Annotated in this window: 15 protein-coding genes and 1 pseudogene; 8 read left to right on the forward strand and 8 right to left on the reverse strand. The window is 52.3% G+C overall.

The window, feature by feature from the left end:
* Positions 1-460: 460 nt before the first annotated feature.
* Positions 461-727, forward strand: a complete 267-nt coding sequence (locus tag ACNS88_RS08700) for a HalOD1 output domain-containing protein (RefSeq protein ID WP_317649730.1) — start codon at positions 461-463, stop codon at positions 725-727.
* A gap of 71 nt (positions 728-798) precedes the next feature.
* Here the strand turns inward: ACNS88_RS08700 and ACNS88_RS08705 are convergent, their stop codons facing one another.
* The 6 genes from ACNS88_RS08705 to ACNS88_RS08730 all read right to left on the reverse strand — a co-directional run bounded on the left by ACNS88_RS08705 (position 799) and on the right by ACNS88_RS08730 (position 4,252).
* Entirely contained in the window at positions 799-1,035 is a 237-nt protein-coding gene (locus ACNS88_RS08705; RefSeq protein WP_435095955.1) for a UPF0058 family protein, read from the reverse strand.
* Complete coding sequence (locus ACNS88_RS08710; protein ID WP_435095958.1) at positions 1,028-1,312, reverse strand: HalOD1 output domain-containing protein; 285 nt, start codon at positions 1,310-1,312, stop codon at positions 1,028-1,030. Before ACNS88_RS08710 ends, ACNS88_RS08705 begins: the two co-directional genes overlap by 8 nt.
* Before the next feature lie 462 nt (positions 1,313-1,774).
* On the reverse strand, positions 1,775-2,488 hold the full coding sequence (locus ACNS88_RS08715; protein ID WP_435095961.1) for a hypothetical protein: 714 nt from the start codon (positions 2,486-2,488) through the stop codon (positions 1,775-1,777).
* Positions 2,489-2,718: 230 nt separating this feature from the next.
* Positions 2,719-2,907: a hypothetical protein gene (locus ACNS88_RS08720; RefSeq protein WP_435095964.1), complete on the reverse strand. Its 189-nt coding sequence runs from the start codon at positions 2,905-2,907 to the stop codon at positions 2,719-2,721.
* Positions 2,908-3,206: 299 nt separating this feature from the next.
* Entirely contained in the window at positions 3,207-3,842 is a 636-nt protein-coding gene (locus tag ACNS88_RS08725; RefSeq protein ID WP_435095967.1) for an SOUL family heme-binding protein, read from the reverse strand.
* A gap of 80 nt (positions 3,843-3,922) precedes the next feature.
* A complete protein-coding gene (locus tag ACNS88_RS08730; RefSeq protein WP_435095970.1) occupies positions 3,923-4,252 on the reverse strand; it encodes a hypothetical protein in 330 nt (109 codons plus the stop codon).
* Positions 4,253-4,443: 191 nt separating this feature from the next.
* Here ACNS88_RS08730 and ACNS88_RS08735 point away from each other — a divergent pair.
* A pseudogene (locus tag ACNS88_RS08735) lies at positions 4,444-4,725 on the forward strand (FKBP-type peptidyl-prolyl cis-trans isomerase); the annotation flags it as partial.
* A 25-nt stretch (positions 4,726-4,750) separates the two neighbouring features.
* On the opposite strand, the gene ACNS88_RS08740 reads toward ACNS88_RS08735, so the two are convergent.
* On the reverse strand, positions 4,751-6,007 hold the full coding sequence (locus ACNS88_RS08740) for an RNA-guided endonuclease InsQ/TnpB family protein (protein WP_435095973.1): 1,257 nt from the start codon (positions 6,005-6,007) through the stop codon (positions 4,751-4,753).
* Positions 6,008-6,122: 115 nt separating this feature from the next.
* Complete coding sequence (locus tag ACNS88_RS08745; RefSeq protein WP_435095976.1) at positions 6,123-6,983, reverse strand: CBS domain-containing protein; 861 nt, start codon at positions 6,981-6,983, stop codon at positions 6,123-6,125.
* Between the two features lie 117 nt (positions 6,984-7,100).
* On the opposite strand from ACNS88_RS08745, the gene ACNS88_RS08750 reads away from it, so the two are divergent.
* From ACNS88_RS08750 to ACNS88_RS08775, 6 genes are all read left to right on the forward strand, one after another.
* Positions 7,101-7,457, forward strand: a complete 357-nt coding sequence (locus ACNS88_RS08750) for a DUF8165 family protein (protein ID WP_435095979.1) — start codon at positions 7,101-7,103, stop codon at positions 7,455-7,457.
* A gap of 54 nt (positions 7,458-7,511) precedes the next feature.
* The gene (locus ACNS88_RS08755) at positions 7,512-7,781 is read left to right on the forward strand and encodes a DUF8110 family protein (protein ID WP_435095982.1); all 270 of its coding nucleotides are present in this window, start codon (positions 7,512-7,514) and stop codon (positions 7,779-7,781) included.
* Positions 7,782-7,954: 173 nt separating this feature from the next.
* Positions 7,955-9,271 carry a hypothetical protein gene (locus ACNS88_RS08760; protein ID WP_435095985.1) on the forward strand — a complete coding sequence of 439 codons (1,317 nt, stop codon included), beginning with the start codon at positions 7,955-7,957 and terminating at the stop codon, positions 9,269-9,271.
* A 136-nt stretch (positions 9,272-9,407) separates the two neighbouring features.
* Positions 9,408-11,528, forward strand: a complete 2,121-nt coding sequence (locus tag ACNS88_RS08765; RefSeq protein ID WP_435095988.1) for a hypothetical protein — start codon at positions 9,408-9,410, stop codon at positions 11,526-11,528.
* 991 nt (positions 11,529-12,519) lie between these two features.
* Positions 12,520-14,763, forward strand: a complete 2,244-nt coding sequence (locus ACNS88_RS08770) for a PAS domain-containing sensor histidine kinase (RefSeq protein ID WP_435095991.1) — start codon at positions 12,520-12,522, stop codon at positions 14,761-14,763.
* Between the two features lie 147 nt (positions 14,764-14,910).
* Positions 14,911-15,192, forward strand: coding sequence for a helix-turn-helix transcriptional regulator (locus ACNS88_RS08775; protein ID WP_142986996.1), 282 nt, complete (start codon positions 14,911-14,913; stop codon positions 15,190-15,192).
* Positions 15,193-15,781: the final 589 nt, after the last annotated feature.

Below are 15,781 nucleotides of genomic sequence, written 5' to 3' on the forward strand. Positions count from 1 at the left end.
AGCTATCCCACCGTTCTCATCAGCTTGATGAACACCACCCAATCGGCGAAATGGCTGGTGGTCACGGTCGAATACCCCACCCTCGGACTCGCAATCGTGTTGGTTCTTCTGGTCAGATACACATCTCTGTTCGATAGGAAAACGCCTCAGATGTAATCGGATGCCTACAATCCCCCATAGACAAGCACAGTCTATCCCCGTCTCACGGAACTGTTCGGTGACTCATGTTTCGACGAGATTGGCCCTGTTGAAAGCCTCACCCGGTGATATCTTCTTGGAGCCGCGCTGAATACAGAGCGCGTATCTTGTACGGCGCGTGCCGAGATTGAGGGTCACTCGATTCGGTCGGTACAGGAGAATCACGGAACGCTCAGTACCGGTAAACAGTATGTAGAAAATAGTGTGTGTGGAGTGACTATATGTCAGTTATTCTTTTTTAATAGATTATACAATTACATCTATGGATGGCAAGACGTTTCGCTACGTTGCGGAAGAAGAGGACTCATTAAGCATGGCCGTTGTTAGCGCCGTCGCACAGGCTCATGATGAAGACATTCTTGAGCAGGACTGGATAATAAATAACGACATAAATACTGATGCGTTGGACAACCTGTTCCAAAAAGGACATTTGAATATGACGCTCCGGTTTGAGGCAGATACGACAACGGTCACTATCGATGCCGACGAGCAGGGTAATCCCGTAATCGACATCGAATCACATCGATAAGTTCGAAGGCACGATCTTATAGTCGATTCAGCCGCACAAATCCGGAATCATCGGCCGCAGATTGTTCAGTACTATGGGGCTCTGTTGAAATTCTTCGAGTGTGTCTGTTCGAGCCACCGTTCGATTGAGTTGCTGAGAACCGTGATCGCTTCGACATGGTTTTGTTTCGACTTGTGGACACTTGACGGATGTACATCCAGTGTGTAATACGTGGTAATCATCTCGGCTGGCATCTCTTCATTCTCGATTAAATCTCGTGTGACTTCCAGAAGCAGAGCGTGAGTCTGAATGAGTTCTTTCTTACGCATAATCGTATTCGTCGAGATTCACCACCTCTCTGGGGGCTGTCCTGTCGTTCTGGATCGGGGAAACGTAGACCGTGCTGTCTGAGTGAACGAGAACTCTGTGACCAGCGTAGGGAAACGTAACCGTCACGCTATGGGATCGATTCTCTGTAACGATCGCCTCTAACGCATCAACGTCAATTGAATGAGAGAGTGGAGGCAACTCCTCTACCGGCGTGTTCAACGCATCGGAAGCAGTCTCTGCGATGGTCAAGAGCGGTTCCTCTGAAGACCCTCTCATAGAGCCACTATCGAGACTCTCCTACATAGTAACAAGATCCGTATTAATTCTAATATGATATTACTCAAAACGCCATCTCTGAGTTTCGTAGTTACTGTACAATTGGTTTTGCCTAATATGCTTCGAGTCTACTACTCGTAATCAGAACCACCAGCGAACCAAACCCCGATACATGCTCCCCATAATCACTAAATGATGTATACGCAAGCGAATTCTACCGGCTGATTCGGCTGTAAACTCACGAAATAAATACCGTGGCAACTCTTCTATGACACCCTGATCGACTACAGCTACTCGTACTACAACGACTTCGACACGCTCAACAGCGCACCCGACTCAATACCGCGGAGAACACACACAGTAGCGCAGCTCTCAGTTCTCTTTCGGGTCGGTAAATCCGGGTCTCACGCGCCGCTGGAATCGCCGCCACGGATCCTCAGAACTCACGGCATGCAACTGTCGCTACGAGTGGGTAAATTCATCCAGAACCACTACTGAGTCCAGTCCCTCTTTGCTGAACCTGACGCTGATATTGTACTCGGTTTCGACCCCAATAGTCAGGGTGTCTCCCGGAACAAATTGTGAGCGCTGCGTCGCCTCGGCGACTGTCACTCCATCGGTTGAAATGTCGGGGTCAGCGCCCTCGGGATCCACTATCGTTCCGTGGAACGCCAGTCCCCTCGCGGGAAGCGGTCCACCACCTTCGTGTCTAACCGTCAGCACGCCAGTCTCGTCGCTGCTGGTCACCGCCGAGTCGAACTCTGCTGCTATGAAGGCGGACGGCGGTCCCAGCGGCTCCCCATCGATGATGAGCCCACCAACGACCAGAATCTGATCGATGTACCACTCCTCTCTAGCTTCGGACAATCGAAACGAAATCTCTTCGGTCCGCGATTCCCCTTCATGCGTGATTGTGAGGTCTGTCTCAAGCATCACGTACGTCCTCTCTCGAGTCGTTCTCCGCAAATCCTCTTGCTCGAGCGTGTAGTCTCCGATGTTGTCCGCTGTGAACGCACCGGCAGCCCACACCCCCACGGATTCGTCCACTGCTTCGAGGTCGTTCTCGTTCACGCCGGTGATAAATCGGTCGACAACTGCTTTCTGCGCATTCAATTCTCCAGACGAACCCCCGCTGAGTCGTTTTAAACTCGCCGAACAGCCGGTAAGCGCTATCATTGACAGACTTCCCGCGATCGTCAAAAACTGTCGGCGTCGAAGTGGCATTAATTTTTCAACTCGAAAGCGGGACTTCAATCTACCGGCAGACGACGGGCCGTCGTCCGCTTCGAAAAAGAAATTGGCTCTGTTGAAACCTTCGGGAACTAACATAAACCTTGTTCGAGATACAGAGGGTCTACTGAGCAGTAACTACAGAAGTTTGCCGTCGCGCTCTTCGGGTGGCTGCGTCAGTTGGATTCGAGTGATTCGGCCCACGTGATGAAATTGGCGAAGACGACCATCACCACGATGAAGAACACGATGAATACCCCGCCATGTACGAAATTGAATTGTCCCGAGAAGGCCAGCGAAACGAAGAGGAACGAGGCTACCGCAGCGATTGTTCCTGCCAGATACATGCGCAATTGAGTCTCCATACGTCCGAGACAACTTCCGATGGCATAAATGATGTCTGGGGAACATATATCGTACGCTCTTGAATATCAGGCGCGGCGTACTCCAACGAGCAATAGGCAAGCGCATTCTATCGGCTGATTCAAGATTCAGATGGAGAAAGTAACGTTGCTCCTGTGCTGACTGTACGCTCTGTATCTCGCACGCCGATCCTGTCAGTTCTTAAGAATTTCAACAGAGCTACGAGAGTCATACCCGTGCGCGCTGTATCATCGTACGCCTCGATGTTCAGTTCAGAGTAGGGTTTTCGCGTCAGCCACCGTCACTCTTCTTCAGCGACCTCTACCGCCACTTCATTTCGTCGCATGAACGGTGGTGTCCACGGGTCGTTATACCGGAGGAGATAGGGATCACCGTCCGGTTCGATGTCTTCATCTTCGAGCGTAGCAAGCAGCTTCTCCGTCCGCCGTTCGACCCGCCACTCCGGCGCATACCACGAAAACTGGTCCACAGCGACTGTCTTCTGTGGTTCAGTGACGAGTGTAACAGCTGTGTCCGTCGGTTCCGGTGCCGTTTCAGGCGTGTACTCGGATGGCAGATAGAACGCCATCCGGATCGTCTCAGCGTCGGTCTCGGTTGCCTCTGATCGAACAGGAGCCGTCATCGCAATTGAGTCCCCAGATTGGGTTTCGACAGGGGCCGTCATCGAGATCGACTCATCCCCGTGGTTGGCTCCGGAGATGTACTCGAAGAGGCGTCGAAACGCAATCCGCTGCGTCGGTGCTGCCGTTTCAACAAGAACTGTCTGCGGATAGCGCCGAATCTCAGCGCCGTTAATGGTTCGTAGCTGCTCGTACGGGACTGACTCTGCCTTCTTAGTCGAGTAGAGTCCCCACCCAACCCAGCCGGCAAGTACCAAACCACCACCTACGAGTATCGTTTTCGTAATTGATCTCATACAGCACTATTGTCGTCTATCGTGATTAACGAACTGCCCAACAAGGTTGAGCTCTTTCGCTGTCCGACAAATAAACAGCTCTATGCGTGATGACGGAGGATTTCTGTGATCTCTTCGGGAGTCTGTGTGGGGTCAGTCCACTCATCAGTATCTGCGGATTCGATGTAGAGTTGGAGCATATGAGACCCTTCGAGGAGAAAGACGGATGCTCTCGTGTCCGGATCCGACTGATGTTCGAACGCCACCAGGAACCAGTCTTGCGTCCCGTCTTGTGCTATTTCGACGTCTGTCTCACTGACGTCCCATCCCGTCGGAATATCGACCTCGGAAAGAAGGGTATCACGCGTCTGCGCAGCCGCATCAGCGTCGGGATCCGTGAGACTCGATAGATGCTTCCGAAGTGCTGTCATACGATACCGCTGAGTAGACTATTGTGACGTGTATAGCTTGTGCATCAGGTCGAGAATCTGAGAGTTTGGGTCATACGACTTCACCGCATCGCTGGTGACGTGTTCGGTAGGAAGGTGGACCGCGTTCAGAACGCGCCAGACAGTCATCACTCAAGGACGTAGGCTTTCGGTGTGGGACTTCTTATCCTCGTATGACGATTGCTACTGGCGATTCTGTGACGCTTGAGTACACGGGCCGACTCGACGACGAAACAGTGTTCGACACCTCCCGGAAGTCTGTCGCCGAGGAGACGGGCCTTGCCGAGGCCCAACCCGAGCGAGAGTACACGCCGTTGACAGTCGAAATCGGTGACGAGCAGGTCATCGACGGGATGGAAGAGGGACTGATCGGCCTCGAAGCTGGGGAGACGGGAACGCTGACAATCCCGCCGGAGAAGGCGTACGGTGAGCCCACTGACGAGAATATTCAGGAGTGTCAACAACCCCACCCTACTTCGCTCAGTCTACCGACTTCGCTCGTTGAGGGTGGGGCTTGTCCGTGAGCTCGGCCTCAAACCCGTCCGGGTGGGCGGTGAATCCGCCACTTGGCGTCACCGTTCCAGACTTTAGGGCGAGTTGACTGTCGCCCGTCCGCCGAGACGACTGTTGGCCTCGACGGACATACCGCATCCCGATGTTCTTCGCCGCGTTGTAATCCGCGTTCGCTTCCGACCCACATTTCACGCACCGGAAGTCCGTGCGAGTTCGGCGATTCTCGTCTGCCGTGAATCCACACTCGGCGCACCGTTGCGACGTGTACGCCGAACCCACTTGCTTCACAGAGATGCCGACTGCTTCGGCTTTGTACTCCACCTGTTCGTACAGCGTTCGGAACGCCCACTTGTGCCCCCACGACGCACCCGTTCGGTCGCGGATGTCAGTCAAGTCCTCGAAGGCGATCACGTCGCACTGGTATCGAAGTGCTTCATCCACAATCGCGTTCGACGCTTGGTGAACCACGTCACGAACGTATCGTAGTTCGCGTCCACTTAATTGCTCGAGCGTTCTGTGGGCGCTTCGCGTGCCTGTCTGTTGGAGTCCTGCACGGACTTTCTCGAACTCGCGGAGGTTATGTGAGAGTTCGCGCCCATTGATGAATCGTGCTGTGCTGGTGACGGCGAGGTTTTCAATACCGAGATCGACCCCGAGAACCGTTCCGTCCTCGGCGGTGTCTCGCTCCGTTTCAGTCTTCGGTCGGCGGAAGCCGATGTGTAAAAAGTAGTCGCCGTCACGAGCGGTGAGTGTGCTTTCCGTGACGCTCCAGTGGTCGGAGTCGAGGTACTGCCGTTGGTAGCCATCCTCGGCTTCAGGGAGAGCAAGGTCACATCGGACGCGACTCTCCGTCGTGGAGAGTGACACTGTATCGTCATCGAACAGCGTCATCGTTCGAGTGTCGTACGTTACCGTGGGTGCGGTGAACGTGGGTTTACTGACCTGCTTGCCGTTCGAGCGGCGTTCGAGACAGCCGGTGATGGCTTGTGCGGATTGGTGGGTTGCGAGGATCGCGTGCTGACTCCCGAGGTCGGTTTCCTCGCGCACGTTGTCGTAGGCGAGGGGTTGTACGTCGCTCTTGGCGTTACACTTCCCCCACGCCATGTCTGTGGCGAGTTGGCACCCACGCTTCCACTCGGAGATGGTTTCCTCAAGCAACTCGCGTTGCTCATCATCTACCGAGAGGCGAGTGATTGCCGTCCGACGCACGTAGTCGTCTGCCACGTATTCAATGTTGACAAGTGGCTATTTATATGCTAGTGTTTGTGACAGATACGAACGCGCTCCTCCCCTCCCTACTCGCTCCCTTCGGTCGCTCCTTGAGGATCGGGACTCCGCGCTACCGCTTCAGTTGATCCGTCTGCTCTGAGTGCTCGAACCGATCCTCCGCTGTCCCCGGAGCGTTCCCGGCTCCTTGGAGGTTGGTGAGGACTTGGTTGATACTTTCGAGAGTGGCGGACAGGTTCTCCGTCGTACGACCGCTATTGAGGAACCCCTCGCTATCGGTATTTTCAACGAGAAGATTGGCGTGAGCGACATCGTTACGAAGCTCGTTGATCTCGTGAAGTCGAGAGTCGGCTTGCGCTGTCGTTGAGAAACCGCAGGTTTGCCAACAGGCTTCGACGTTCGAGATGATAGTGTTTAGCGTAGAGAACTGTGCGTAGTGGATCTCGTCTAACTCAACGTTAGCAGTTTGTGCGTCTGTGTATCGGTCCTCGATGTCGTCGAGTTCATCAACAGTGACTGGCGTCTGTTTCCAATTGGGTGCGTGCTCGAGAATGAGTTCGCGGAGGTGCTCTTCGAGGTAGGTGATGCGGTCGAATAGGTAGATGCGTACTGGGGCCGTGTTGAGATCGGCACGGGTGAGGATCCCAGTAATGCGGCTGTGGCCGCCGAGGAAGTAAACCGGCTCTTTAATGAGCGCAGCCAGGACGTCCTCAAACGCGGTGTCTCCGCTCATCATATAGTCAATTGTGAGCGGGGTGAGATGCTCCTCGAGTGTATCGCCGTCATCGTCAGCAGTGACGTCGTCTTCGTGGATGAACCCGACCGCGTCGCCCTGCTTTTGGATCGGCGCGGCGTCGTACCCGTTTGTTTCGAGCCACTCAGCAGCAGTACTTGGTGGTGTGTCGTATGAGAGGTGTTCGACAGAGCCTGTTGCGAGTTCAGCCGCTGTACAGTCGTAGAGGTCTCGGGACACATGGTCCGATGTATCGGGCGGGCTATTCAAATTGGGGAGCATGGCCCGTAGTGGGACAGATCACCATCTCATTCACCACAATGTTAATCTCTATAGAACATATATTTGTACATAGTTATGCTCAAAGGGCATTTTGAGTCAGCAGGGGCGAGTATCGAATTTGGGGCTGCTGACTACCTCTTTCCCGTGGATGAATTGAATGTGACTGTCCACCAGTACCGGGATGCCCAACTCGCGCTCGACGATGTCGATGGAGAACGCGTGATTCTTGTCGCCCCGACGAACCTCGCATCGAGTTACCACCTTACCCAGCACGCGCTCACGGCGATTCCCATCGAGAGCCTGCCCTCTGCGATTCAGACGCGGCTCGCCGAGACGATCGACGCCTCGCTTGAGACGTTCGAGTTCATCCAAATCGGGAAGTGGAACAGTAGCAGTTCGAACCACTCACTGGCCGAGTTCACCGACGCCTGAACGTCGATTTGTCCGCGTATCGGAGCGATCCAATCCACCCACAACACAACAACCATGACTGACACACTCGCCGCGGAGTATCCGGAGGCCGCCCCGTTCATCGAAGAAGCTGTCGACGAGCACGGCGAAGACTGGGTGTTGGAGAACTACTACAAGAAAATCTACCCGCTCAAGCAGGTGATGGCGGTCCCCGAGAAGGAGGAACTCCCGTTCTACGACGAAGCCGAACACGAGACGATGACGGAAGCGGAACGGACAGAGATGTACCAAGCATGGGGTGAGTATCGGGAGAACCTGCGGACTGGGACGAAGCCGGGAGAGTAACAGCAAGGACTGCTGGCTCGGGGAGCGTGACCCCATTTCCAATGATTCACCAAGGGCCGGCAGATCCCTCAATCTATTTTTATAATTTTGCGGTTAGATAGGCGGCTCAGTAACAGAAGCATAGCAATATTTCGAGGCAGGCCTTTAAATTCGATCACAAATTTAGATTCAGTATGTGGAGCAATACGGAAAGAGAAGAGAACGGAGGAAACCAGAACGAGCAGCCGCAACTAACTGATTTTGTAGAGCGAACTTGCTCTGTCTGTGGCCGCAAGTACGGTGAGAACGAAACTCCTTGTCATTCCCCAGAAGTGGTCTCATTTGAGCGGCGGCTTACTGCGCAAAAATGGCTGCTCCCGAGACATCGATCTCCTGAGACACATATCAAACCTCACGTTATGGGGAACGATGGCCTCTCATTCGAGCCTCTGTATCCGGCACTCAGATCATTAATTCAGACTGATTCGACAGGCTTCGGCGAATACTTTTCCAATACACCATACAACATTCGACCTCAAGAGTGGCTGGCGGAAGCGTTCCGCCAAGACCTACTGCTGAAACATGACGAATTGGTTCTCGGTCCCCTCGCAGGGATCAAAGCCAGCGAACAACGAATCAAACAAAAAAGAAAGGAGGTCACACCAGCGAGGGTGTTTGCCCACGTAGTGTTTCTCGATCAGTACGGGTTAATCCCGGGATACGGTGGACTTCGTCGCGGTTTCACAAAGGACCTGCGTGGGGTCTGTGCAAATCATTACGGCGTACAACCGGACACTCTAGACTCGAAGTGGATAGTCAAGCGGCGTGTCGACCGCTCGAAAGTCTACAGTACGACGGCAGAGTTCAGACAGATATGGGATATCGAATTGGTCGATACGTATCCGGAGAACGCATCTCACCCGTACTCTAATTTCAAGCCATTCGATGGAAGGGCCATACTAGATGCCCATAGAGATCATAACCTCGTGGCCTGTCGGATGAAGACGCAATTACTCCGCTTGCCGAACGTTGACTGGGCGATCTCGCCACACCTCATCTACTCGCACTCAGATTACGATTCCTCTAAAGAGACCTCGTCGAGTCTCCCCGTACTCGGATTTGATGTCGCAGGATTCGAATACACTACCGATGGTCAGCGACTCCGATACCTAGGAGTCGTCACAGAGTGGGAAGAGTCGCCATTCGAGACGTATCTACAGGCCGCTGAGATCGGGAAAACCGCAGCCACAGGTCTCCTCGTTCTGCCGAACCGAGAGTCAATCTATGACTTCCTCCACTTCCTGAAGTGTAGCAAACTGACGGATTGCCCCGGGGTCTTCCCAGAGTCGAGAGAGAGATACCGGTCGCTTCCGAACGTACAGAAATTACACGAACAACTCATTCGACAGATTCCCCTCCTCGATGGAATGGCGCTTCTCCCTCGGCGGAGATTCCTAGATGAAGGAGTCGATACGCTAAACGACCTAGTCTCAGTCCCAACCTATGCTTGAGATACCAGACCGGTACGTCGACGTACAACGCGCAACTCTCCTCCCGTTAGACTGTACGCGAAGGCAGCTGCGGCAACTCTTCGCCTTATTTGATGATACTGGCAAGAGATTTGGAAAACGCCTCGATGATTATGGTGTGAAGGCGGTGAAGTCGATAGATGGAATTGAAGCACCTCCTACTGTCGAGTCTTTTCACGAAATCGCCACGTTCGCCGCGATAACCGCTCTTCGTGTCGAATTTGCGGATCCACTCCGCGGGACACATGAGTATGAGCAGTATCCTGAGCATAGTTCTGAACGCAGGATGATGACACGACCATTCCGGAATTCTCCTGGGCTGTCTTTCATGGGGGAACACGTTCGAGATCAATACGTGTACGATGTACTACATGCGTTTCAAAATCTGATTTCGGATTCATTACAACGCGAGATCGTAGCTACACTGCTGGTACCGGATTCAGAGCAGGCCTCGTCGAGCCCAGTCCTCGCTGCTCGAACCTACCAATCGGAACATAAATCTGTGGAGTCACGACAATCCCAATACGTGGACCGCGTGATTCGATGTGATGATGGTTTCAAAATCCCGTTGAGCCACGCAAGTGCGCGGACCTTTATTGGACCACTTGATCGTCCACTGTTCTTCCCAGAGTTCAATTTTGATGACCCCCCACCACTCACCAGACAGCGTGACTATCTCTTCGTTCCCGACGATGTGGTCTTAATGCGTCTTGCTAATTATGCGTACCACGGGTGGTACCGACTAGCCAACCTTGCTTATGCAATCTTTTCTAAGAACGACATTCAGCGATATGTCGATATCACACCCCAAGTCCGATCATGGATTCGACGCGAGTTGAAATACAGAAAAACTGAAGCTTATGGCACCCATTATGGCTCGGATTCGGACAATCCATTAGTTGATCCGGATACCGATGATCCATTTCCTCGGCCAGACAAGCGCCTCGTCACAGTCACGGACACCATTCGTGCGAGTTCAACACTCAATTTCAACGAATCAATACCTCTCACAACCCTGTTTGATGAGATCTGTCAGTTCTTTCCTTCGCCTGATCGACCTGGTAACGACATCGAGAATAAACAAACACTCGAAAACGCATTAGACGCTGCGATTGACGATGGTTTCACAGCTTCTAACTCGGGAGACGCATATGAAGTACCTGCCCCGCAATTTACTCCATTTTATCCGCGAATAAAAATACTTCCTTGGGAGCGATACAGACACGAACTCGTTATATTGAGAGAGATGGACGTTGGCCTTCCCCCGTCAGACGCAATTCGAGTGGGCCTTTCCGATTTGGATCGACCGTTCCAATCCGAAGAATATGCTAGTGCCATCCAAGACGCACATCGAGCCGCTGCGTGCGAAATGGGCCCCGAATTTAGGGAGGTGAAAGATGTTCAACCACTCACCGATTCATTCGAGATTGAGGACATATCGGCTGCCGAGGCACTCTTTCTCACGCGTATCGGGTTAGCAATGGAGCGACGGATCGGTTTGTATTCACTGACGCAGAGCATGGCGTCGTTCCGAGACCAACCTGACGGGTCGAAACTTGATGTTGATGTGGATCGGCTCAAAAGCCTCGGCTTGCTCTCTCAGCCGAATACTCCTCAAACATATTACTCGGTGCCGTGGAAAGTTCGTAAGCAGCTCGGAATTCCGAACGTCAGCAACGACGGCTGGGGCGAACGATCGCCTTCAGAAAATACGCTACATAGAGTCGGGATTGACCTCGTTGCGCTCTTTGTTGCTTCTCGGTCTGATGTTGACCGCGTTGTTCGATACTGTGATGTCTGGCGGCTACAGCCGACTACCTGTTGGGACGACGTATCTCATCTATCGAAGAAACGCCTAGACGTCGTGGGATTTTCTCAGGGCGAACCAGTCGTCGTTGCCGAAGTCGAAACGGAATCCGGTGATACAGATGGGGCCCAGGGAACAGTCGAGAAACTCGCCGCGTTTCCCGATCGAATTGACCGGTACTTTGTCACACCGAACGGGAAACATCTCTCGGCGATTCTATCACGACTTTCTGCGATCGAACAGTTTGACATCGATGTCAGTAGGCGAAAGAAAGACGGATATCGACCGTCTGAAGTTCAGACTCAACTTGCTGAAAGCGGTGCTCTTGGTGATGCTTTCGATTTTCTTCTCACGTACCGCAACTTGCGGAGAAAGCTTCCGAATCCGCCCAGCAAAAGCATGGATATCAGCCTCATAGTTGGTGCGATTTGAACGAATACCTCAAATAATATATTGTTTTAGATGAGATTGCGGGCAGTATTAAACCAACTTAGAATCAGTCTTAGCTGATTTACTGCTCTTTCAGACAGTTCTATTGATTATTGGTCGATAGGCTATTTTAGACTCTCTAAGTAGCGCTTAGCACATTTTTCCAAATTACGGCCGAATGTGGTGCGGTTGATAGCTGAGACGCACCCCAAAATTGCATGAGATGTGATTAAATCTGCTAAGAATATACCTCCATCCTCAGCTGAACCAGAATTATCCTATTATTCCCCGCTATAATGTCCCGTGGATAGGTAGTCTTGTGACCGGTTTCGGAAGCGGCTGAAGGTGGTATGGAGGTTGGCGCAGAGATGTTTTATTTTTTATGTTATGTGTGAAGCGCTTGATTCCCATACCGACGGTGGAAACTGAGTCCGAAACGAGCGGTACACGTCGGAACGTTGGGGGCGCTCAGTTTTGGAGTGATCCCTTGTTTTTGTTTTGTTCGAATCGATGAGATCCTACGACCCTCCGTCAGATGGTCTGTCAATATTGGTATTCAACGGGCTCTGTTGAAATCCTCAAAAAGTGAGATATCTGAACTGAGTTCTGGTCCGTACAGGGGAATCAAGAATCGCTCAGTACAGTGAATCAGTTAGAAGACTCCGGCGAGGCCGGCCGCACCACTCACAATCATGCTGACGCCAAGCAAGAGTATCAAGATTTGTCGGAGGCTGAGGGCGTCATACCCTGTCATAGGATCAGGTATGACGGATTGTTATTAGTTCTATGCTCCGAGCAATGGGATGGTTCGTACTCTTCAGCGACCGGCTGTTACAATTAAGAGTCTGTCTGAAGAATGGGATTTCAACAGAGCCGTTCAACGATATCAGTTACTGTTTGTGTTTAGTTCACAAAGATGTACTGCGGAAACCCACGACTTCTGTCCTAGGTCACTCACAGAAAGAATATTTAGCAAGGTAATAGACACTCGCCCATGCATCTTCTCTGCGTCGATGACGAGGCAGACTTCTTAGATCTCACAGCCACGTATTTACAACGGAAGCTCCCTACAGCGACGGTTCATACTGCGACTCGTGTCGCCGACGCGCGCGAAATTATCGAAACTGAGCCGATTGTGTGTGTGGTGAGTGATTATGAAATGCCGGAGCAGAATGGGCTTGAGTTCCTCCACACGGTTCGTGAAACCCACTCGGACCTACCGTTTATTCTCTTTACTGGGAAGGGCTCAGAAGAAATCGCCAGCGAAGCCATCTCTGCCGGTGTAACTGATTATCTACAGAAACGAGGCACAGAACAGTACGATAGACTCGCCACACGCATCCGCCACGCAGTTGCTGAGTACCAAACGAAACGTGACCTGCGAGAACGCGTGAAGGAACTCACTGCGATTCAAACAATCAGCGATGTCCTTGTCGACAGTGACGGTCAGTCAGAAGGACAGCTCCAACAAGTCGTCACACATCTTCCACAGTCGCTACAGTTTCCTGAGGAAGCCGTAGCGTCGCTCACCATCGATGAAACTGAGTTCACCTCTCCGGAGTACGAACCACCGGTCGAACAGTTCACAGTCCACGATGTAACCACCGCCGGCAACGAAGTTACGCTGACAATTGGTTACACGACTAACGCTTTGACTGAGGCGGACAGAGATGTGTTTCTCCCGGAAGAAAAGGAATTGCTCTCCACCATTCTACAGCTCGTCACAGCGTACCTTGATCGGCGACACGTACTCTCGGATCTACAAGAGGCAGACCGTCGTCTCAACCTCATCCTCAAAAATACGACCGCGGTGATGTATCTGAAAGATACAGAGGGGCGGTACGTGTTTGTGAATGCTGAATATGAGCGCTTGTTCGACGTCGATACGGAGGACCTCGTCGGTCAACATGATGACGGCGTCCACCCTCCCGAAGTAGCAGAGACTGTCCAAGCGAACGATCGCCGTGTGCTTGAGACAGGCGAACCGCTTGAAGTTGAAGAGCAGATTACGGTAGACGGTGACGACCGGACATATCTCTCATTGAAAGTCCCGGTGTTGGATACTGCTGGCGAAGCCGAGGGTGTGTTCGGCGTGTCCACGGAGATTACTGAACGCAAAAAACGAGAACAACAACTCGAAGGGCTCAATCGGGCCATTCCGCGGCTATTGTCAGCAGAGACGGTCGAAGAAGTCGCTGAACGTGGCGTTATTGCCGCACGCGAGATTTTAGACCTTCAAGCAAACTCAATTCATCTCTACGACGCAGAAAACGAAACATTGGCTCCGGTTGCATACAGTGATGAAGTTCGAGAGCTCATCGGTGAGCCGCCGACGTTCCGTGAGGGGGAGAGCATCGCCTGGCGAGTCTTCAAGGACGGGACTGCGACAGCGATCGATGATGTTCAGGGTGACGCAGATATCTATAACACAGAATCACCGATCCGTAGCGAGTTACATCTTCCACTGGGTGAGTACGGTATTTTGATGGCCGGATCGCCGACCCGCTCAAATTTCGATACCCAAGATGTGACGGTCGGAGAGATACTGGCCAGTCACATTACTACTGCGCTCTCTCAGGTCACTACCCAACAGACGTTACGTGAGCGAGAATCGGAATTAGAAGCACAAAACGAGCGACTCGAACAGTTCGCCAGTATGGTCTCACACGATCTCCGCAACCCGTTGGCTGTTGCGACCGGGAACCTCGAATTATATCGAGAGACCGAGGATAAATCACACCTTGAGACGGTCGAAACGTCTCTCACTCGAATCCAAGACCTCGTAACCGACCTCACTACACTCGCACGTCATGACACCCCTGTGGAAACACACGAACCGGTGTCGGTACATGAGATAGCCCGCGATGCGTGGGAGTTGACCGAGACGCGGTCAGCAACGCTGTCGACGGAGCCGTGTACAATGACCGGCGACCCCAGCCAGTTCATGGCACTCTTCGAGAATTTGTTCCGGAATGCGGTCGGACACGGTGGTGAAGACGTCACCGTTCGCGTCGGTCCACTCGAACACGGCTTCTATGTCGAAGATACCGGTGAGGGAATTCCACCTAACGAACGTGATTCCGTGTTTGAGCACGGCTACACAACCGAATACAGCGGAAGCGGGGTCGGACTCACGATCGTCTCACGTATCGCCCAAGCTCACAACTGGGACATCACTCTCACGGACAGTTCGGAAGGCGGTGCGCGATTTGAATTTCGATCAACAGATTCGAGCTAGTTCTGTTTCGTACAGCCGCACTTAGGTTCTGAACCAGCTGAATTCCACGAGATAGTTTTCCGGAGTGAACAGTTCGACAGACCTAATAGCAGAATCTCGTTTCGGAGATCAGTAGTATTTCAAATCATGAATACGAAAGCTGGTGGTATGTATGATCTCACTGGCTTTCAGCGCGACTTACTGTACGTAATCGCCGGCCTTGATGATCCGCACGGGCTCGCAATCAAAGACGAACTTGAGAACTACTACGAAAAGGAGATCCACCACGGTCGTCTCTATCCAAATCTCGACACGCTGGTTGAGAAAGGACTTGTCGAGAAAAGTCAACGCGATAGACGGACCAACGAGTACACTACCACACGACGGGGGGCTAGAGAGATTCAGGCACGAGCTGAATGGGAAAGTGAGTACATCGACCACAGCGCCTGACCAAGTCGCCACAGTCGAGGACCTGAATCCGAACTGCCTCTTCTGAAACTGGAAACTTTCTCTGAAGGCTCAATAGCCTACTGAAAGACGATCTACTCCATCTCTTTTGATTGTAGTGAACTCACGAATCACTCAACACAATGTATGCCGGTATGAGGGTGGTCGGACAGGGGTTGGGAGACACGCGATCGTGACTGATAGGCAGAAATCAGTGCCAATATGGGCGGTATATTTCTAGCACAGAGCACAGAATTGAATTTCTACTAGAGGGTGAGATTTGTGCGGCATTACTCTCAACCGCTACTTTATTTACAAGACTATATCGGATATCTCTACGCGTTGAGAGTGGTTTCTCAACCGGTGCTACTACAGTCTAATTCGAGCAGTCAATCTTGATCGAGTGGGCCATAGCTCTCCCTCAATTGCGCTCCGTCAGACCATTGCCAACTGCTGCCCTCAGAGCAATCTGTGCGAATAGTAACATTATGATAAGAGGCGTTGCTCTGTACTGAGCGGCGGAATAGGCAGACAGAAATCAAATATATGTGTCTATTCAAGCCGCTAAATTCTAACAGACCTTTACACTTTT

Origin of the sequence: Halorubrum shenae (assembly GCF_051194165.1) — an archaeon.
Classification (GTDB): Archaea; Halobacteriota; Halobacteria; order Halobacteriales; family Haloferacaceae; genus Halorubrum.